Genomic DNA, 15154 nt, shown 5'->3' with positions numbered 1-15154 from the left:
CGTTTTAACCGCGCAAAGAAGCCTTCACGTTGCGGTTTTTCGCGCACCGCTGGCTCTGGCAAGCTACCCGTGTTGATTTCGCCCTCAGGTGCAAGGCTTTCTTGTTGATTTTGTGAAGCAGTTTCAACAGACGTATCCGTCGACGTCACTGACGCCACCGTATCGTCCGCCACGTCTGGCGAATGCGTTGATGATTCTTGTTCTGGGTCCGGCTGTGCCTGGTCTTTTTTACGACCCAAGCCCAACCATGACATAAATCCACGTTTCTTTTTTTCTGCCATTGGCAAATCCTAAAGCATGCTTGATACAATCAGCGGCACAATACCGAATCGGCATAGTCTACCACCTTCTTAACGGTCAAAAAATCTATGGTTAAACGCGCCAACCGCAAACCCTCATCGCCTACCCCTTCTCGTGGGGTTGGGTCTGTCCGTATTATTGCTGGCCGCTGGCGTGGCCGTAAGCTTGCGGTACAAGACGCGCAAGGGCTCCGCCCCACCACTGACAGGGTGAAAGAAACCGTTTTTAACTGGCTCGCGCCTTATTTGCCAGAGGCTCGCTGCCTCGATATTTTCGCAGGAAGTGGCGGACTCGGCTTTGAAGCGCTCTCTCGTGGCGCAAGCTGGGTCCATTTTTGTGAGAAACATCCCGCGGCAGCCAAACAATTACGGGCTAATGTAGATCACCTTGGGGCGCAAAACGCACACATTGATTGCGGCGATGCGCTCGCCCTACTTGCCACCGCCCCCAAAGACGGTCCGTATGATATTGTGTTTGTCGATCCGCCTTTTCATCAAGGCCTACTCGAGGACACCTTGGCCGCGTTAGACGCCAATCATTGGCTTGCGCCAAACGCCTGTGTTTATGTCGAAGCCGAGAGTGATTTAGAGGCCTATCAGATCCCCGCGCATTGGCACTGTCACCGTGAAAAACGCGCAGGACAAGTCAACTACCGGTTATATTTTACTGAACCCGATCATTAAGCAAACAAGACCCGTGAGAGAAAAACTATGAAAGTGTTAATCTTATTGGCGAAAGCCGCCATCGCCTTTGTGTGGCTGGTGTTGATTGCCAATATTGTCCATCCTTTTCCTGGTGTCGCCGCCATGGCACTGTACATCATGACGGGCTTTTTGTTAGTCATGCACGGCTTACAAATGCTGATCTTTTTAGGGGCCTTTGGCGATAAAGTTGCCATGAGCCGCTGGGAGAAGTGGTCAATTCTTATTTTTGGGATCTTTGCGCTGCTCGATATTCGCCGTAAGTATATGGTGTAACGCAATCACTCGCGACTATGCTGGCACTGCCAGCATAGTTCAAAGCTACCGGCATTCTCTTCACCGCATGCTTGGCAAATCCAATGGGTGTGACTTTGGGCTTCGTATTCCTGTAGCAACGTCCGCGCCTGAGTCACCTTTTCTGGCTCGACCCACAAGGTGACCCCCTGAACATCCGGGGGTAGCTCTCCCACCGCGGCACTCAATGTTTCACCTTTTAACACACAATCAATCTGGTGGCTGACCAGTAGCCCTTTTAGGCTGTGTGCTTCTAAGAGGTTCATCGCTTGATAGACTTGCTCCATGGTTATCCTCCTTGGGCGATCACCACCGAGGCGCTAATCAATGCTTGCGCCAAAAAGTAACTCGACATCACCATCGCTTGTGCTGCACGGAACTCACCTTTAAAACGCGCAAAAGCAAGCACCGTATCTGAGAACATGAATAATATTGCTCCCGCTAACGCCATCCCTGCTGCGAGAGAATGGGTGTTCAACCAGTACTCGCCTGCGGCCCATACCATCTGTGTGATCACGGCAATATAGATAGCAACCGGCAAGGCAAAACGCCCAAGGTTGGGAAGTAGCAAAAGAAAGACGATCACTCCAAGGCCTGAGAGCATGGCAGGTAACCACCACACCATGTGGCCGTCAAATTGCGCCCAGAACGCAAATATATAAACGAGATGTGCGAATAAAAAGCTGGTTAACCCATGGACAAATCTGTCTTTGGGTAGCATTAAAAAGACATCACCGACCACTGACAGTAATAGTGCAACGAATACCCATTGCGCATAATGGGAGACGCTAAGGTGTGCACCAACAATGAGCATCAGCAGCACAATGGTCAGCGGTTTAAAAAGATAAAACTGCCAACGCGGGCCCCGGTAGGCTGCGGAGATATGCAGCAGTCCAGAACAACAGACAGCGAACCAGCTCCACATGATTATCATTCCTTTCACAACAAGGACGCCAAGTCTAGGCAGGTTAGCGAAGATGTCCAGTGTACCTTGATAAGAACAAGATCCAGTTTAAAAAAATCGTAACGTTAACGAGGCGGTGACAGTCGCGGCGAGTCGTTCGTTAGCCGCTCCATTGCGGCCAAACTTGCGCGTAAAAACCTATCGCCCCGGCGGTAAACAGCAGAATAAGAGCAGCAGCAAGGCGCCATATTAAGCGGTTGCTTCGCGGTACCAGTTCCGACTCACAATACTTGCTTACCGATATAAATTTACGCATATCATCGACTTGGTAACCGTCTTCATGCACCACTTTATTCCTAATGGTCGCCACGAAGCGCAGCTTTTTGACCACATCATGGGGAAGCCGTTTTTGACTGCTGTCGATAAGCTGGTGGAGCCCTTTCCCTTCCGCGTGATAGTGCTGGCGCAGTAAGCTTTCTAGGCGCTTACTGTGCTTAATAACCACTGCTACATCATCCATGATCTCTCTCCTTGCTGGCTCACTGCCATCTTTCTAGTATGACGGTTTTTACGCCCTTTAGGGATTCGCGATTTCATGATTGGGATCTGACTCCGTATACATGCTTTCAATTACTTATGACTGCTTTTATCGCAAAAAGTGTCATCCACTAGGGAACCAGCCACGCGGTGATGCGCTGACGCTGTAATAATGCCGTTATCAACGCCGCGCCTGCAAACGCATAAATCGTCAGAGCCGGGATCCATAGCCACGATGGCGACAAGGTCGGCCAGTATGCACGCACCGGCCAAAGGAAAATCGGATGAATCAAATAAATGCCGAGGCTATAACGACTTAGCGTGGCCACCCATGATGGTGTGGTTCGTCCCTGCCGCCACTGCCGAACCGCCAAAAAGACCGCGGCGCTGATCAGTACCGTGTTGATCGTCGTGTAAGATAACCAGCCTTCGGTGATATAACGCTGGTATTGGATACTGGTACCAAGCACATGGTATCCGGTCATTCCCACGGCGAGTAACCCTAAAACCCACCAAAGAGGCCGCGCGCGTGGGTAATAATGAAGCCAAAACCCCAGCCACAAATAACCGCCATAAAGAATAAAGTCATTCCGCCACCACCCCTGCGCGCCCGATAAATACCAGGCGGTGACGCCCATCCACGCAAGCCCCACCGCCGCCACGCCCGATGCCGGTAAATGCGCGACAACGGGACGCAGTATCGGAATCCAAAGTAATAGCGGGATGTAATAGTAAAAAAAACCCAGATGATAATAGGTCTCATGGTCGGGCGCAGCGTGTAATGTTTGCGCTACCGTCTGCCAAGAAAAGCCTTCAGCAGTGAGTCCAGATAAGCCCGCGAACAATAGCGACCAAAGCACAAAAGGCACCACCACTTTCATCACCCGACGCTGAATAAAGTGTCTAAGCGTGAACCGGTGCGAGGACGACAACAGCAACACCCCTGAAATCATAATAAATATAGGGACCACCCAGCGGCTGGCGCTATTGAGTCCAACCGCCACGCTCCAATCTGATAAAGCGATCTGCCCAATTTCAGTGCGATATGGCCCCAAGACATGAATTGCGACCACAAATAATGCGGCCAACACGCGAAGTACATCGAGATACGCAATATGCCCTTGATGTTGCGCTGGTTGCATTTGTTAACACCTTTAACCATCTGAGTGAACAAGACGAACTTCATAATACGCCAAATTGCCGTCAAAAGACGCTCATTCACGACAACTTACAGTCAAGTATGTCAATTTTTATGCCGATAACTAGCACGCAGATCGGCTTATTACGTTAAAAGTTAGCATTTAATGTTGATATTTGGTTTAAAAAACAATTAACATCCGGCTTTCTTTCCCATTGACGGGAAGTGCAGTACTAACATGGAGACGAATGACATGCACTCAAACACCTCCGAGCAACGGGGCGGCCCACATAAACGCACGCTGTTTACGCGTTTTCTCGATACCGTCGAGTGGCTCGGCAACTTATTACCCCATCCTGTGACCTTATTCGCAATTTTCTGCGTCGCTATTCTGCTGGCATCGGGTGTCGCCGGTTACTTTGATGTTTCAGTGGCGGATCCGCGTCCAGAAGGCGCAAGCGGGCGTGCCGCCGATGGCATGATCTACGTGCAAAGCCTGCTTAATGCCGAAGGTTTGCAAATGATCGTCACCAATTTGGTGAAAAACTTTACTGGCTTTGCGCCATTAGGCACCGTATTGGTTGCTATGTTGGGTGTCGCAGTAGCCGAGCACTCTGGCTTACTCTCAGCATCAATGCGTGGTTTAGTGATGGGCGCCTCTCGCCGTACCGTCACCTTTACCATTGTCTTTGCCGGTATTATCTCTAACACCGCCTCAGAGCTCGGTTATGTGGTCTTAATTCCGCTCGCGGCGATGATCTTTCACTCGTTAGGCCGCCACCCACTTGCCGGCTTGGCAGCAGCATTTGCCGGGGTGTCGGGCGGCTATTCAGCTAACTTATTGCTGGGTACCGTCGACCCATTGCTCTCCGGGATCACCGAATCTGCTGCACAAATGATTGATCCCGAGTACACCGTGGGCCCAGAGATGAACTGGTACTTTATGTTTGTCTCCACCTTCTTTATTGCCTTTGTCGGCGCCTGGATAACCGATAAGATTGTTGAGCCTAAGCTTGGACCTTATGACCAAAGCCAAGCGTCTGAAGACATTTCTGCGGCCTCGGCCAGTAAGCTTAATGATGACGAAAAACGCGGCCTGCGTAATGCGGGGATTGCGGTGCTGATTGTCAGTGGTATTTTAGCACTCACCATTGTCCCAGAGTGGGGAGCACTGCGTCATCCCGAGACCGGTGACGTGGCGGGATCTCCGTTCTTGAAAGGGATTGTCGCCTTTATCATGGTGTTCTTCGCGGTACCGGGTATCGTGTTTGGTCGTACGGTTGGTACCATCAACAACGATCGTGATGTGATTGACTCGATGTCGAAATCGATGAGTGCGATGGGGATGTACATCGTACTGGTGTTCTTCGCCGCTCAGTTTGTCGCCTTCTTTAAGTGGACCAACTTCGGCCAAGTGATTGCCGTCGGCGGCGCAGACTTTCTGCAAACCATTGGTTTAACCGGCCCTGCGTTATTCTTTGCCTTTATTTTAATGTGCGGTCTAATCAACCTATCGGTGGGATCTGCATCGGCACAATGGGCGATTACCGCACCGATTTTTGTGCCGATGTTAATGTTGGTGGGGTATGCACCAGAGACCATCCAGTCCGCTTATCGTATCGGTGACTCGGTCACCAATATCATTACTCCGATGATGAGTTACTTTGGGCTGATTTTGGCGGTAGCTTGCCGCTATGTGAAAAACCTGGGGATTGGTACCTTAATAGCCACCATGCTGCCTTACTCGATGATCTTTATGGTCGGGTGGAGCATCTTGTTCTATGTGTGGGTTTTTGTTCTCGGTTTACCGGTCGGCCCGGGCGCTGAGACGTACTACAACTTTAACCAATAATCGTCTTTGATTCTTTACCAGGCAAGCCGATCACGCTTGCCTTTTTTCCTTCTTAAGTGGGATTTTCATCCTTCCTCGAAGACGGTTATAGTAACGCTATCTCAATGATGGTAGCCAACAAATGACAACTCTTGCCGACAGTCAGGACCAACCGGCTTGCGACGCTCACTCTCTTGCCCGCGAGGCACAACTGAGTGAGACGTTTAAACACAATATTACGCCCTTTTGGCAGCAACGTGAGCATGGATTTTTCCATGGAGAAAGTGGCTTGCGTCTGCATTGGTGTAGCTTTACGCACCCACAACACACGCGTGCAGTCGTGGTGGTAAATGGCCGCATTGAAAGCGTAATGAAGTACCAAGAGATCTTTTATGACCTCTTTCAAATGGGCTATGACGTTTACAGCTTTGATCATCGCGGCCAAGGTTTATCAGAGCGTTTAGTCATTAAACCGCGCGATTTGGGACATGTTGAACGTTTTGACGATTATGTCACCGATCTCGCGACCTTCATGCAAACCATTCGGGCCCATCGTCATTATGATCAGACCTTCATGCTAGGTCACTCGATGGGGGGCGCCGTTGCCACACTCTATGCGCATCAGTATCCGAACGCGCTCGCAGGATTAGCCATGACCGCGCCCATGTTTGGCGTACAAGTGAGTCCCTGGCTCGGCCGTATCGCGCCTTGGCTTTGTCGCTCGATGGCACGCTATCAACACCCACCGCGTTTTGGGCCGGGGCAAGTGGGCTATCGTCATGTGCCGTTTGAGCAAAACCGCCTGACTCACTCGCGAGCACGCTATGCCTGGTTTCGCCAGCTATATATCAACCAACCTCAGTTACAAATCGGTGGACCGAGCGCGCGCTGGATTGCCGAAGGCATGGCCGCAGGCGAACAATGCTTAGCGGTCGCATCACAATTAACGACGCCAACATTTATCTGCCAAGCTGGTGGCGAGCAAATCGTCTCTAATCCAGCCATGTCGCAATTTCATTTTTTACGCCAACAGGCCAATCAACCCAGCCAATGGCAGTTTTTTGCGGGGGCACGGCATGAGATCCTGTTTGAAACCGACACCCATCGTATTGCCGCTTTATCCGCGATACGCGACTTTTTTGATCGCCAATTAGAGGATCGCTAATGCAAGCTGTCGGCTCATCCATGTGCTCACTAAAAGCGGAAATCAAACAGTGATAGTGTTCCCTTTTTAACCGCTACGAGTTGCAGTAGACTCAAAGGATACTGTGATTGTGATCGCCAAACTAATGAGGACATGATGTACAAACTTGTCGCTTCTGATCTAGACGGTACCTTGCTGACGCCTGAGCATCGTATCGCCCCCTATACCAAGCAAGTGCTGGAGCACCTTCATCAGCAAGGTATTCACTTTGTGTTTGCGACAGGTCGCCATCATGTCGACGTTGCTAGCATTCGTGAAACGGTTGGTATTCCAGCTTACATGATCACCTCGAACGGCGCCCGTGTGCACGACAGTGATAACCAGTTGGTTTACCAGCATAATGTTGACCCTGCTATCGTCGCGAGTCTGATTCAAGACGTCAAAGATGATGCAACTGTCACCATTCACTTATACCGTGATGATGAATGGCTACTGAGTAAAATGGACGAAGAACTCGCCCGTTACCATCAAGACTCAGGGTTCCAGGCCCGTGAATTTGACGTCGATAATCCCCCGGTTGATAACGTGGCCAAGATTTTCTTTATCCGTCATGATCATGACTACCTACTGCAGTATGAGCATCAATTTATTGAGCAGTATGGGGATCAAGTCAGCATTGCCTTCTCTACCCCTTTCTGTCTCGAAGTCATGGGGAGTGGGGTGTCAAAAGGCGCAGCCTTAGAGGCCGTCGCCCGCCGCCACCAGCTCAATCTCAGTGACTGTATTGCGTTTGGCGATGGCATGAATGATGTCGAAATGCTGAATGCCGCCGGCCAAGGGCTGGTGATGGCAACGGCACAAGCACGGGTAAAAGCGACTCTTTCAGACAAGGCAATCATTGGCAGCCATGCCGACGAAGCCGTCGCTCGCTATTTAAAAGCCCATTTATTGGATCAGTGACAGCTTCATTGGGCTTACTTTTGGCGCCAGCCTCGCTGTGGTTACTCCCCCACCATGGCGAGGATGGCCTGCCATTGCGTATCCGTCACCGGCATCACACTTAGACGGTTGCCTTTTTTCACCAAGGGCATCTCAGCCAGGGCCGGATTACCTTTCATCTCAGCCAAGGTAATTAACGGTAAATGACGCTGATAGGCCACATCCACCATAAACCACCTCGGTATCTGTGGCGTCGATTTCGGATCAAAATAGCCGCTTTGTGGCTCAAACTGGGTATGATCGGGATAACACGCACGCACCACGGTCGCCACGCCGACTACCCCAACGTGCTTGCAGGATGAGTGATAAATCAACACCTGATCACCGACCGTCACCTCATCACGCAGCATATTTCGTGCTTGATAATTGCGCACCCCTTCCCAGCATGAAACCTTTTGCTGCTTTAAGGTGTCTATGGAAAACGTATCTGGCTCGGTTTTAAATAACCAATAACGCATGCTAGCTTGCTCTTCATCCAACCCTAACGGCAATCTTGCCCGCCAGCTTGAATCGGCGCAAGTCTGTCTATCGCTTATCACAAGGAGTTTATCGTGCCATCCACTCGTCATCTGTTCGTGATTACCGCTGTGAGTGTGCTCAGTTTGGTGGGATGTAGCCAATCTTCTGGCCCTATAGAGCTTGGGCACCGTAGCGATGTCGTTGCCTCGGGACTCAGTCAGTCGCCAATTCCTTTTATGCAAAGCGGTCGCATCGCCGTGAGTCCCGAAACAGCCAGTTTTACCCCCTGCGGCAGCCAACAACAGTACTGGCTCGATTTAACCAGCGAACAGCGCGCGGCACTTGACCAGCATGAGGCGTCGGTTTATGCCGAATTTGAAGGCTTTTTCACCCCTGTCTCTCGCCGAGGTTTTAGTGCCGATTACCCTGCCGCCGTCACCGTTTCGCGCTTAAACATGCTGACAAGTGAGCTAAAAGGTTGTGCTCAACCGCGTAATACTGTGCTGGCCGAAGGCAGTGATCCCCGACTTTGGTCCGCCGCGGTAGGAAAAGGACATGTAGCGTGGGAAAGTGACAATGATACCCAAGAGGTTCCCCTATCCGACTATCAGTTGGACGATGAACAGGCACAGTTTAGCAGTAAAGAGGCCGTTCTCACTCTCACCCTCAACGGCTGCCAACAAAGCGAACACACCCTCTATGGCTGGCAGGCTCGTTTAAAAACAGCCCAAAATACCTTCCAAGGCTGCGCGGTTTTGCCTTCAGCCGATACCAGCCAGCATTGGACGGGCCAGTATCAAGGGATTAGCCAACACTCGGGCCAACCAACACTGACCACCCAACTGACGTTACTGCCTGACCACAGCGCCATCACTACCTATCACCCGCAAGGGGAAGCCGTGACTAAAGAAACCGGGGTTTGGCAGCCGGTCGCTAACAATAAGGTACAAGTACTGACCACTCGTAGCGGCGAACAAATGGTGGTGTCTGAGCGTATTTATCAACGCAACGGCTTGTCCTTGACCGCAACCGAAGAGACATTTAATGGCAATACGTATCCTTTGGGCCCTGAAGGGTTAACACTTAAGCGTCAGGTCGATGGCGCGGACAGCAGACAACAATGACCTGGTATTCGTGGCTGGGCTTGCGCACAATAGCGCGCTATTAACCAAGGAGACAATCATGGCCCGTTCGCCCTGCCGCCAATGCGGTTTTACCTATCACTGTATCTGTCACTGCTATTGGCCGCTTGAAAGCCAATTGCAATGCGTGCTGGTGATGCACGAAAACGAAGCGGCGCGCCAATCCAACACCGGCAAACTGGTTAAAACAGCGCTGCCCCACACTCAGATAGAGATTTGGCAACGCAAACAACCACCGCAAGCCTTGCTCGACAGCTGGGCACGCGGTGATGTGTCACCTTGGTTGTTGTTTCCCAGTGATGATGCTATCCCCGCAGATAGACTCTTCGCTGACCCGGCTCGGTCTGTCTCTTGCGAGAATAGGTTAGTCTCTTGCGCGGAGACGTTAGCCGCCACGAATGCGCCTCGCGCGCCGTTACAGTTTGTGGTGCTGGATGCGACTTGGCAGCAGGCGCGAAAAATACTCAATAAAAGCCCATGGCTCAATCGTCTGCCGCGGGTCAGTTTGCCGTCGACAGCCGCCTCGCAATATACGCTCAGGCGCAACCAGCCACCTGGACACCTGTGTACCAGTGAAGCGGTGAGTGCATTACTACGAAGCCGAGGCGACGTGGATGCCGCCACGCAGCTGGACTATTTTCTTGCCCACTTTATCGAGAGCTACGAGGCCGACCGCCATCATCAAACCGAGCCTCTCCCCGCCGCCAAGGTGCTGACGCCAAAAGAATAAAAAAAAACGCCGAGCACAGCGCGCTGCCATGCTCGGCGTTTAAGCGGTTTATAGGTTACAGCTTAAAGCGGCTGATCTCTTGCTCGAGGCTATGAGAAAGCTCGGATAACGTCGCGGCTTGACGCGCGGCTTCATCCGCTTCAGTCGATAACTCATTAGACACATCGCGAATGCCCTCTGAGTTGCGGGTGATCTCCGAGGTCACGCTCGACTGCTCTTCCGCCGCCGAGGCAATTTGGGTGGCCATATCGCTAATTTGGCTCACCGCCGCAACAATTTGGCTCAGGCTTTCATGCGCAACGCTCGCCTCATCGACACTGGCATGTGCCCGTTGTTGGCTATTTTGCATCATAGTCACCGCTTTACCGGTCGCCTGCTGCAAGGTATCAATCATTTGCTGGATTTCGGTAGTCGAGGCATGGGTGCGTTGACTCAAGATACGCACCTCATCGGCCACCACCGCAAAGCCTCGGCCTTGCTCGCCCGCACGCGCCGCTTCGATCGCGGCATTCAACGCCAACAAGTTCGTTTGTTCGGCCACACTCTGAATGGTCGATAAGATACTCGTGATGCTGTGCGCGTGTTGATCCAACTCACCAATCACACCGGTGGCCGCCTCGACGTCATGGGCCAACTCGGTGATAGCGTGTTTGCTTTTCTCTACCTGCTGGCCACCATCGTTGGCGACGCTTTCGGTCTCTTGGGCGGTCCGCGCAGTATTATCCGCATTACCGGCAATATCTTGGGTCGCCGAGGCCATTTCATGGATAGCGGTCGCCACCATATTGATTTCATCTTGCTGATGACCAATACGGGTGGAACGCTCTTCCGCTTGCGCCGCGGTCAGCTCGGCTTGTTGCTTGAGCGAGCCAGACAGCTGGCGCAAATGCGACACCATGGCGTGCATGTTGCCGACAAAGCGGTTGAAGTTATTGGCCAGTTTACCAATTTCATCATTGCTGTGTGGCTCAAGGCGCTGGGTTAAGTCCCCTTCACCGGAAGCAATTTCTTCTAGCGCGGCGGACACATTGAGCAAGTCACGGAACAACACGTGCATCAACCACGTCACGGCACCGGCCACCAACAAGGTGATAACGAGGGCTGTCAGTATAAGATCGAACAAGGCATCACCCTGGCTGGCGTATTCGGTGCGCTTATCCAGTTCAATCGCCAGCACCCAGTCGGTGTTAGGAACCGACGCAAAATAAAACAGTTTATCAACGCCATCGACAGGCAATTCCACCAGCGATTGCTGTGCCAACGCCTGACGCACGCGGTTTTCATTCAGCTCAGGAGACAGGCTACGATACGGCTTTAGCAAGCGTGCTTTGTCTTTGTGGGCGAGAAAAGTGCCGTCAGCGCCTAGCAGCATCGCGTTCGCATTTTTGCCCACTTTCAATTGGGTCACATCGCGGATCAACTGGTCAATCAACACATCTGCGCCCACTACACCGATCAATTCGCCATTGCGACGTACTGGCTCGGCCAAAGTCACCAACATCGCACCGGTAATCGCATCACTGTAAGCGGTGGTAATCATCGGGCTACCTGCACTCACGGCTTGCTTGTACCACGGGCGGAGGCGAGGGTCATAGTCATCGCGGTTGCGCTCTGGGCGCGAGCGATACATGGCACCTTTAGGGGTGCCAAAGTAGATATCGTCAAACCCACCGGCCTCGCGCGCTTGCTGTAAATAGCTCACACGATGGCTACTGCTGGTGTAATCGGTAAAGGCGCTGGTGATATCAGCACGGATTTGCACCCAACCGCTGATCGATTCAGTCGCCGCATCGGCGATACCACTGACGCGGCTATAGATGCTCGACTGGGTTTGGGCTTGAATCTGGCTTACCGCAAGCCAGGTGAGAAAGGCGGCCATCAGCAATACAGCAGATAAGCATGCCCCAATTAATTTTTGTTTTAGTGATAACTGCATGGGAACGGCTCTCAAAGCAACGACAGGTTAATTCCAAACTCCCCGATAACCGAGGTAGCAATAGTGAACAGCCGTCACCCCGTCCCTAGGGTACCGCGAGCCCATCCAGTGCATCGCGGGTTCACAGCGCCGGATAGTTTTTATCCGACATGGCAAGCGCGCGCTAATGTAACAGCGCGCAAGAAAGATTGCTATTTTTTAGACAAAAAACAGTCAACTAGAGAAGAGTTAGAATCAAGATCACATAAACCAATCATCGCTTATGATATGCAGTTTGTTGTAAATAACACAAAAGCAAGCATCTGAGGATTGGGGATTCCTCGCAAGACCGACAGAAACGCGGCCTATTGGCGGACCTCAATAATAACTCGGCTATCTGCATATGAATCAATCAGCGCACCTATCTTTTTCGTATTCTCTGAGTCGAGAAACGCATCCCATTCATCCAGAATCAAGTGACCCGAGCTATTTTCCAGTAACCACTGAATACTCTTGGCGGAGTACATACCATCAGACAGTATTGCTGAATCATCCCAAGGCCACAGTAAGCGCTTAGACGGGTTGAAGTAGAGATAATCATTTTTGGCGCAGAGGTGCCTTAAGAAAGAAGTTTTTCCAGACCCGTTTTCTCCAACAACGCGAAAACGGCCCTCCTGCGCTTGAGCAAGGTTCACGGTATCAACGCTCTCGTTATCTTTAAGGATCGCGATATTCCATTGTGGCTGGTAAAGCGGCTTATTTTTCGAAAAACACGTCATCACCGACAGCTGGCCTTTGATAGACGGAAAAGAGATTAACAAGCTAACAATATCCGACGCAGAATTTAAAAGATGATAAATGCGTGTGAGGTTAACAATCGACGCCACCTTTACCTCCATCGGGACACTGCTAGACGTAAAAATGAACAGTAATACACAGGAAGTTGGCGCAAGCGCGAGCAAGGAAGAAACCAACAATGCCTTATACCTAAACACAGCCTCTTTGATTCTCAGCCCTAAGTATTTCGCTTTCCCTTCCTCGAACCGCGTTTGATAAGCCAATGCATTCACCGACGAACCAAAATGTACATTGTCATGGATAGTCGATAACGTTGACGTCAGTGATGAACCCGCTTTATGGGTGGTGACGGCGTTATTTTCCAGATGCGAGGAAATGAGTTTATTGAACCCCAAGATAAGCAGCACACTGATCATAACGCTGACAAAAAAACGCCAATCAATAAAAGCGGTGATCATTAGCAGACTCAGGAAGAAGTTGAGTCCAGACGACATCCCCCAAAAGGCATAGCCAATAAAGTCAGAAATCGCACTCTTTCCCTGAGAAACGTACACGCCCAGCGTATGGTCGACTGTGCGACTGTCAGTGCAAGATTGATAGCGTTTAGTCGCGGATTGCCAAAATCGACTCAGTGATTCACACAACCACTTTTCTTTATACACATCAGAAAAGTAGCCGATTATATAGGGAAGAATCATCGCGACAATGTAGAGGAATACCCAGAGCTTCAATGCTTCATAATGTTGATTAATTTCAAGAATATAGCCTGAAACCATCACAGAGGCGAAAATAGAAAAAGCAATCGATGACTGGTGAAGCAGCACAAATAGAAACGTATAGAGCGTGTTTTTATTCGATACACCACGGCATATCTCTCTCACGCTTAGAAAAGAAATCACTCACCACTCCTTGGCTCTACTTAAGGAAAAACGGGGAGTCTTCATCCTTTATCCACCCCGCAGCAGATTCTCTACGTGATTAGCGATTAAGCAATAAATTCAGTAAGATAATGTGCATCCAAGCATGTTTTTTTATACATGCTGCCCAGCTACCCAGCCGGAACTCCAAGCCCATTGGAAGTTATAGCCGCCGAGCCAGCCGGTGACATCAAGCACTTCACCGATAAAATACAGGCCGGGAATATCTCGCGCTTCAAGGGTTTTCGAGGAAATTGCGTGGGTATCCACCCCACCAAGCGTCACTTCTGCGGTGCGGTAACCTTCAGTGCCATTTGGGGCAATGGACCACTGGTGAAAGTAGTAATGAAGCTGATCGAGCTGCTTGTCATCGAGCTGCTTGAGCGGTTTATCCGGCAAGCTATCGCGCGCAATCAAGACCTCGACCAAGCGTTTGGGGAATAGGCGAGACAGTGAGGTTTTTAAGGTTTGGTTGGGGTGCTTATCACGCATCGCCACCAGCACGTCTTTTAGCGACTCACTGGGGAGTAAATCGATGGTGACCGCTTCGCCCGGTTGCCAAAACGAGGAAGTTTGCAACACCGCCGGTCCCGATAAGCCGCGGTGGGTAAAGAGCAGGTTCTCGCTAAAGCAAACGCCAGACTCGGTGGTGATCGAACATGGCACCGACACCCCGGAAATATCGGCAAAGCGCGTTTTGTCCTCTTGGTGCAAGGTATACGGCACCAAGGCGGCGCGAGTGGGCAGCACTTTTAGACCAAATTGCTCGGCAAGCTGGTAACCAAAGGGGGTGGCACCAAGCTTGGGCATGGAAAGGCCGCCCGTGGCGACTACCAAAGACTGGCAGCGTACCGGCTCACCATTGAGTTTGAGGCGAAAGCCAGCTTCTTCTTGCTCGATATCATGCACTTCACAGCGATAGCGTTGACTGATGGTGGCTTGGTCGCATTCGGCCAAAAGTAGGTTAACGATATCTTTGGCGCTGTCATCACAAAACAGCTGGCCATGGTCACGCTCGTGATAGGCCACGCCATGGGTCGCCACCAGACCAATAAAGTCCCATTGGCTGTATTGCGCCAATGCGGATTTGACGAAGTGCGGGTTCTCACACAGGAAATTATTGGCGGTGACGTCATAGTTGGTGAAATTGCAGCGCCCGCCGCCCGAGATCAGGATCTTGCGACCCGGCTTTTTGGCATGGTCCACCACCAAAACGCGGCGGCCACGTTGGCCGGCTTGTGCCGCACACATCAATCCGGCGGCACCGGCACCAATCACAATTACATCATACTCAGTCACACGCTTACCTGTTTATTCTCTGCTCACCCTGTGGGAGCGGCATTGT

General features: G+C 51.3%; 15 protein-coding genes and 1 pseudogene. 7 read left to right on the top strand and 9 right to left on the bottom strand.

Translation table 11 applies throughout. The annotated features are described in order from the left end of the window. Window positions 1–281 (bottom strand): annotated as a pseudogene (locus tag BZG76_RS14535) (hypothetical protein); the annotation flags it as partial. A gap of 87 nt (window positions 282–368) precedes the next feature. Between BZG76_RS14535 and rsmD the strand changes: the two are divergent. Further along, on the top strand, window positions 369–983 hold the full coding sequence (rsmD, locus tag BZG76_RS14530) for a 16S rRNA (guanine(966)-N(2))-methyltransferase RsmD (protein ID WP_077461878.1): 615 nt from the start codon (window positions 369–371) through the stop codon (window positions 981–983). Between the two features lie 27 nt (window positions 984–1010). Then, complete coding sequence (locus BZG76_RS14525) at window positions 1011–1277, top strand: DUF1145 domain-containing protein (RefSeq protein ID WP_021022233.1); 267 nt, start codon at window positions 1011–1013, stop codon at window positions 1275–1277. Between the two features lie 5 nt (window positions 1278–1282). On the opposite strand, the gene BZG76_RS14520 is transcribed toward BZG76_RS14525, so the two are convergent. The 4 genes from BZG76_RS14520 to BZG76_RS14505 all read right to left on the bottom strand — a co-directional run bounded on the left by BZG76_RS14520 (window position 1283) and on the right by BZG76_RS14505 (window position 3878). Next, window positions 1283–1582 (bottom strand): putative signal transducing protein, encoded by a 300-nt coding sequence (locus BZG76_RS14520; RefSeq protein WP_021022232.1) that lies wholly within the window; start codon window positions 1580–1582, stop codon window positions 1283–1285. Window positions 1583–1584: 2 nt separating this feature from the next. Then, window positions 1585–2220 (bottom strand): lysoplasmalogenase, encoded by a 636-nt coding sequence (locus tag BZG76_RS14515; protein ID WP_077461877.1) that lies wholly within the window; start codon window positions 2218–2220, stop codon window positions 1585–1587. A gap of 139 nt (window positions 2221–2359) precedes the next feature. Further along, the gene (locus BZG76_RS14510) at window positions 2360–2719 is read right to left on the bottom strand and encodes a DUF4145 domain-containing protein (RefSeq protein ID WP_077461876.1); all 360 of its coding nucleotides are present in this window, start codon (window positions 2717–2719) and stop codon (window positions 2360–2362) included. 148 nt (window positions 2720–2867) lie between these two features. Next, complete coding sequence (locus BZG76_RS14505; RefSeq protein ID WP_077461875.1) at window positions 2868–3878, bottom strand: acyltransferase; 1011 nt, start codon at window positions 3876–3878, stop codon at window positions 2868–2870. Window positions 3879–4127: 249 nt separating this feature from the next. On the opposite strand from BZG76_RS14505, the gene BZG76_RS14500 reads away from it, so the two are divergent. The 3 genes from BZG76_RS14500 (at window position 4128) to BZG76_RS14490 (ending at window position 7809) form a co-directional block, all read left to right on the top strand. Further along, on the top strand, window positions 4128–5726 hold the full coding sequence (locus tag BZG76_RS14500; RefSeq protein ID WP_077461874.1) for an AbgT family transporter: 1599 nt from the start codon (window positions 4128–4130) through the stop codon (window positions 5724–5726). 121 nt (window positions 5727–5847) lie between these two features. After that, window positions 5848–6870, top strand: coding sequence for an alpha/beta fold hydrolase (locus BZG76_RS14495; protein WP_077461873.1), 1023 nt, complete (start codon window positions 5848–5850; stop codon window positions 6868–6870). 135 nt (window positions 6871–7005) lie between these two features. After that, window positions 7006–7809, top strand: a complete 804-nt coding sequence (locus tag BZG76_RS14490; RefSeq protein WP_077461872.1) for a Cof-type HAD-IIB family hydrolase — start codon at window positions 7006–7008, stop codon at window positions 7807–7809. A gap of 41 nt (window positions 7810–7850) precedes the next feature. Here BZG76_RS14490 and BZG76_RS14485 read toward each other — a convergent pair whose 3' ends face one another. Next, window positions 7851–8306 (bottom strand): EVE domain-containing protein, encoded by a 456-nt coding sequence (locus BZG76_RS14485; protein ID WP_077461871.1) that lies wholly within the window; start codon window positions 8304–8306, stop codon window positions 7851–7853. Between the two features lie 93 nt (window positions 8307–8399). Between BZG76_RS14485 and BZG76_RS14480 the strand changes: the two genes are divergently transcribed. Further along, window positions 8400–9431 (top strand): hypothetical protein, encoded by a 1032-nt coding sequence (locus BZG76_RS14480; RefSeq protein ID WP_077461870.1) that lies wholly within the window; start codon window positions 8400–8402, stop codon window positions 9429–9431. A gap of 58 nt (window positions 9432–9489) precedes the next feature. Next, window positions 9490–10179, top strand: a complete 690-nt coding sequence (locus BZG76_RS14475; protein ID WP_158011350.1) for a tRNA-uridine aminocarboxypropyltransferase — start codon at window positions 9490–9492, stop codon at window positions 10177–10179. A gap of 55 nt (window positions 10180–10234) precedes the next feature. Here BZG76_RS14475 and BZG76_RS14470 read toward each other — a convergent pair whose 3' ends face one another. The 3 genes from BZG76_RS14470 to BZG76_RS14460 all read right to left on the bottom strand — a co-directional run bounded on the left by BZG76_RS14470 (window position 10235) and on the right by BZG76_RS14460 (window position 15108). Beyond that, window positions 10235–12115, bottom strand: a complete 1881-nt coding sequence (locus BZG76_RS14470; RefSeq protein ID WP_077461868.1) for a methyl-accepting chemotaxis protein — start codon at window positions 12113–12115, stop codon at window positions 10235–10237. A gap of 344 nt (window positions 12116–12459) precedes the next feature. Next, window positions 12460–13791: an ATP-binding protein gene (locus BZG76_RS14465; RefSeq protein WP_077461867.1), complete on the bottom strand. Its 1332-nt coding sequence runs from the start codon at window positions 13789–13791 to the stop codon at window positions 12460–12462. A gap of 132 nt (window positions 13792–13923) precedes the next feature. Continuing rightward, window positions 13924–15108 carry an NAD(P)/FAD-dependent oxidoreductase gene (locus BZG76_RS14460; RefSeq protein WP_021022221.1) on the bottom strand — a complete coding sequence of 395 codons (1185 nt, stop codon included), beginning with the start codon at window positions 15106–15108 and terminating at the stop codon, window positions 13924–13926. Window positions 15109–15154: the final 46 nt, after the last annotated feature.

The sequence above is a fragment of the Salinivibrio sp. AR647 genome (assembly GCF_001995415.1).
GTDB classification, from domain to species: Bacteria; Pseudomonadota; Gammaproteobacteria; order Enterobacterales; family Vibrionaceae; genus Salinivibrio; species Salinivibrio costicola.
The sequence above is the reverse complement of the archived record's forward strand: the minus strand, read 5'-3'. Positions and strand labels throughout refer to the sequence as shown.

Bases quoted from the DNA above. Each gene is read 5' to 3' on its own strand.
- rsmD (WP_077461878.1), top strand. From the start codon at position 369: ATGGTTAAACGCGCCAACCGCAAACCCTCATCGCCTACCCCTTCTCGT.
- BZG76_RS14525 (WP_021022233.1), top strand. From the start codon at position 1,011: ATGAAAGTGTTAATCTTATTGGCGAAAGCCGCCATCGCCTTTGTGTGG.
- BZG76_RS14520 (WP_021022232.1), bottom strand. From the start codon at position 1,582: ATGGAGCAAGTCTATCAAGCGATGAACCTCTTAGAAGCACACAGCCTA.
- BZG76_RS14515 (WP_077461877.1), bottom strand. From the start codon at position 2,220: ATGTGGAGCTGGTTCGCTGTCTGTTGTTCTGGACTGCTGCATATCTCC.
- BZG76_RS14510 (WP_077461876.1), bottom strand. From the start codon at position 2,719: ATGGATGATGTAGCAGTGGTTATTAAGCACAGTAAGCGCCTAGAAAGC.
- BZG76_RS14505 (WP_077461875.1), bottom strand. From the start codon at position 3,878: ATGCAACCAGCGCAACATCAAGGGCATATTGCGTATCTCGATGTACTT.
- BZG76_RS14500 (WP_077461874.1), top strand. From the start codon at position 4,128: ATGCACTCAAACACCTCCGAGCAACGGGGCGGCCCACATAAACGCACG.
- BZG76_RS14495 (WP_077461873.1), top strand. From the start codon at position 5,848: ATGACAACTCTTGCCGACAGTCAGGACCAACCGGCTTGCGACGCTCAC.
- BZG76_RS14490 (WP_077461872.1), top strand. From the start codon at position 7,006: ATGTACAAACTTGTCGCTTCTGATCTAGACGGTACCTTGCTGACGCCT.
- BZG76_RS14485 (WP_077461871.1), bottom strand. From the start codon at position 8,306: ATGCGTTATTGGTTATTTAAAACCGAGCCAGATACGTTTTCCATAGAC.
- BZG76_RS14475 (WP_158011350.1), top strand. From the start codon at position 9,490: ATGGCCCGTTCGCCCTGCCGCCAATGCGGTTTTACCTATCACTGTATC.
- BZG76_RS14470 (WP_077461868.1), bottom strand. From the start codon at position 12,115: ATGCAGTTATCACTAAAACAAAAATTAATTGGGGCATGCTTATCTGCT.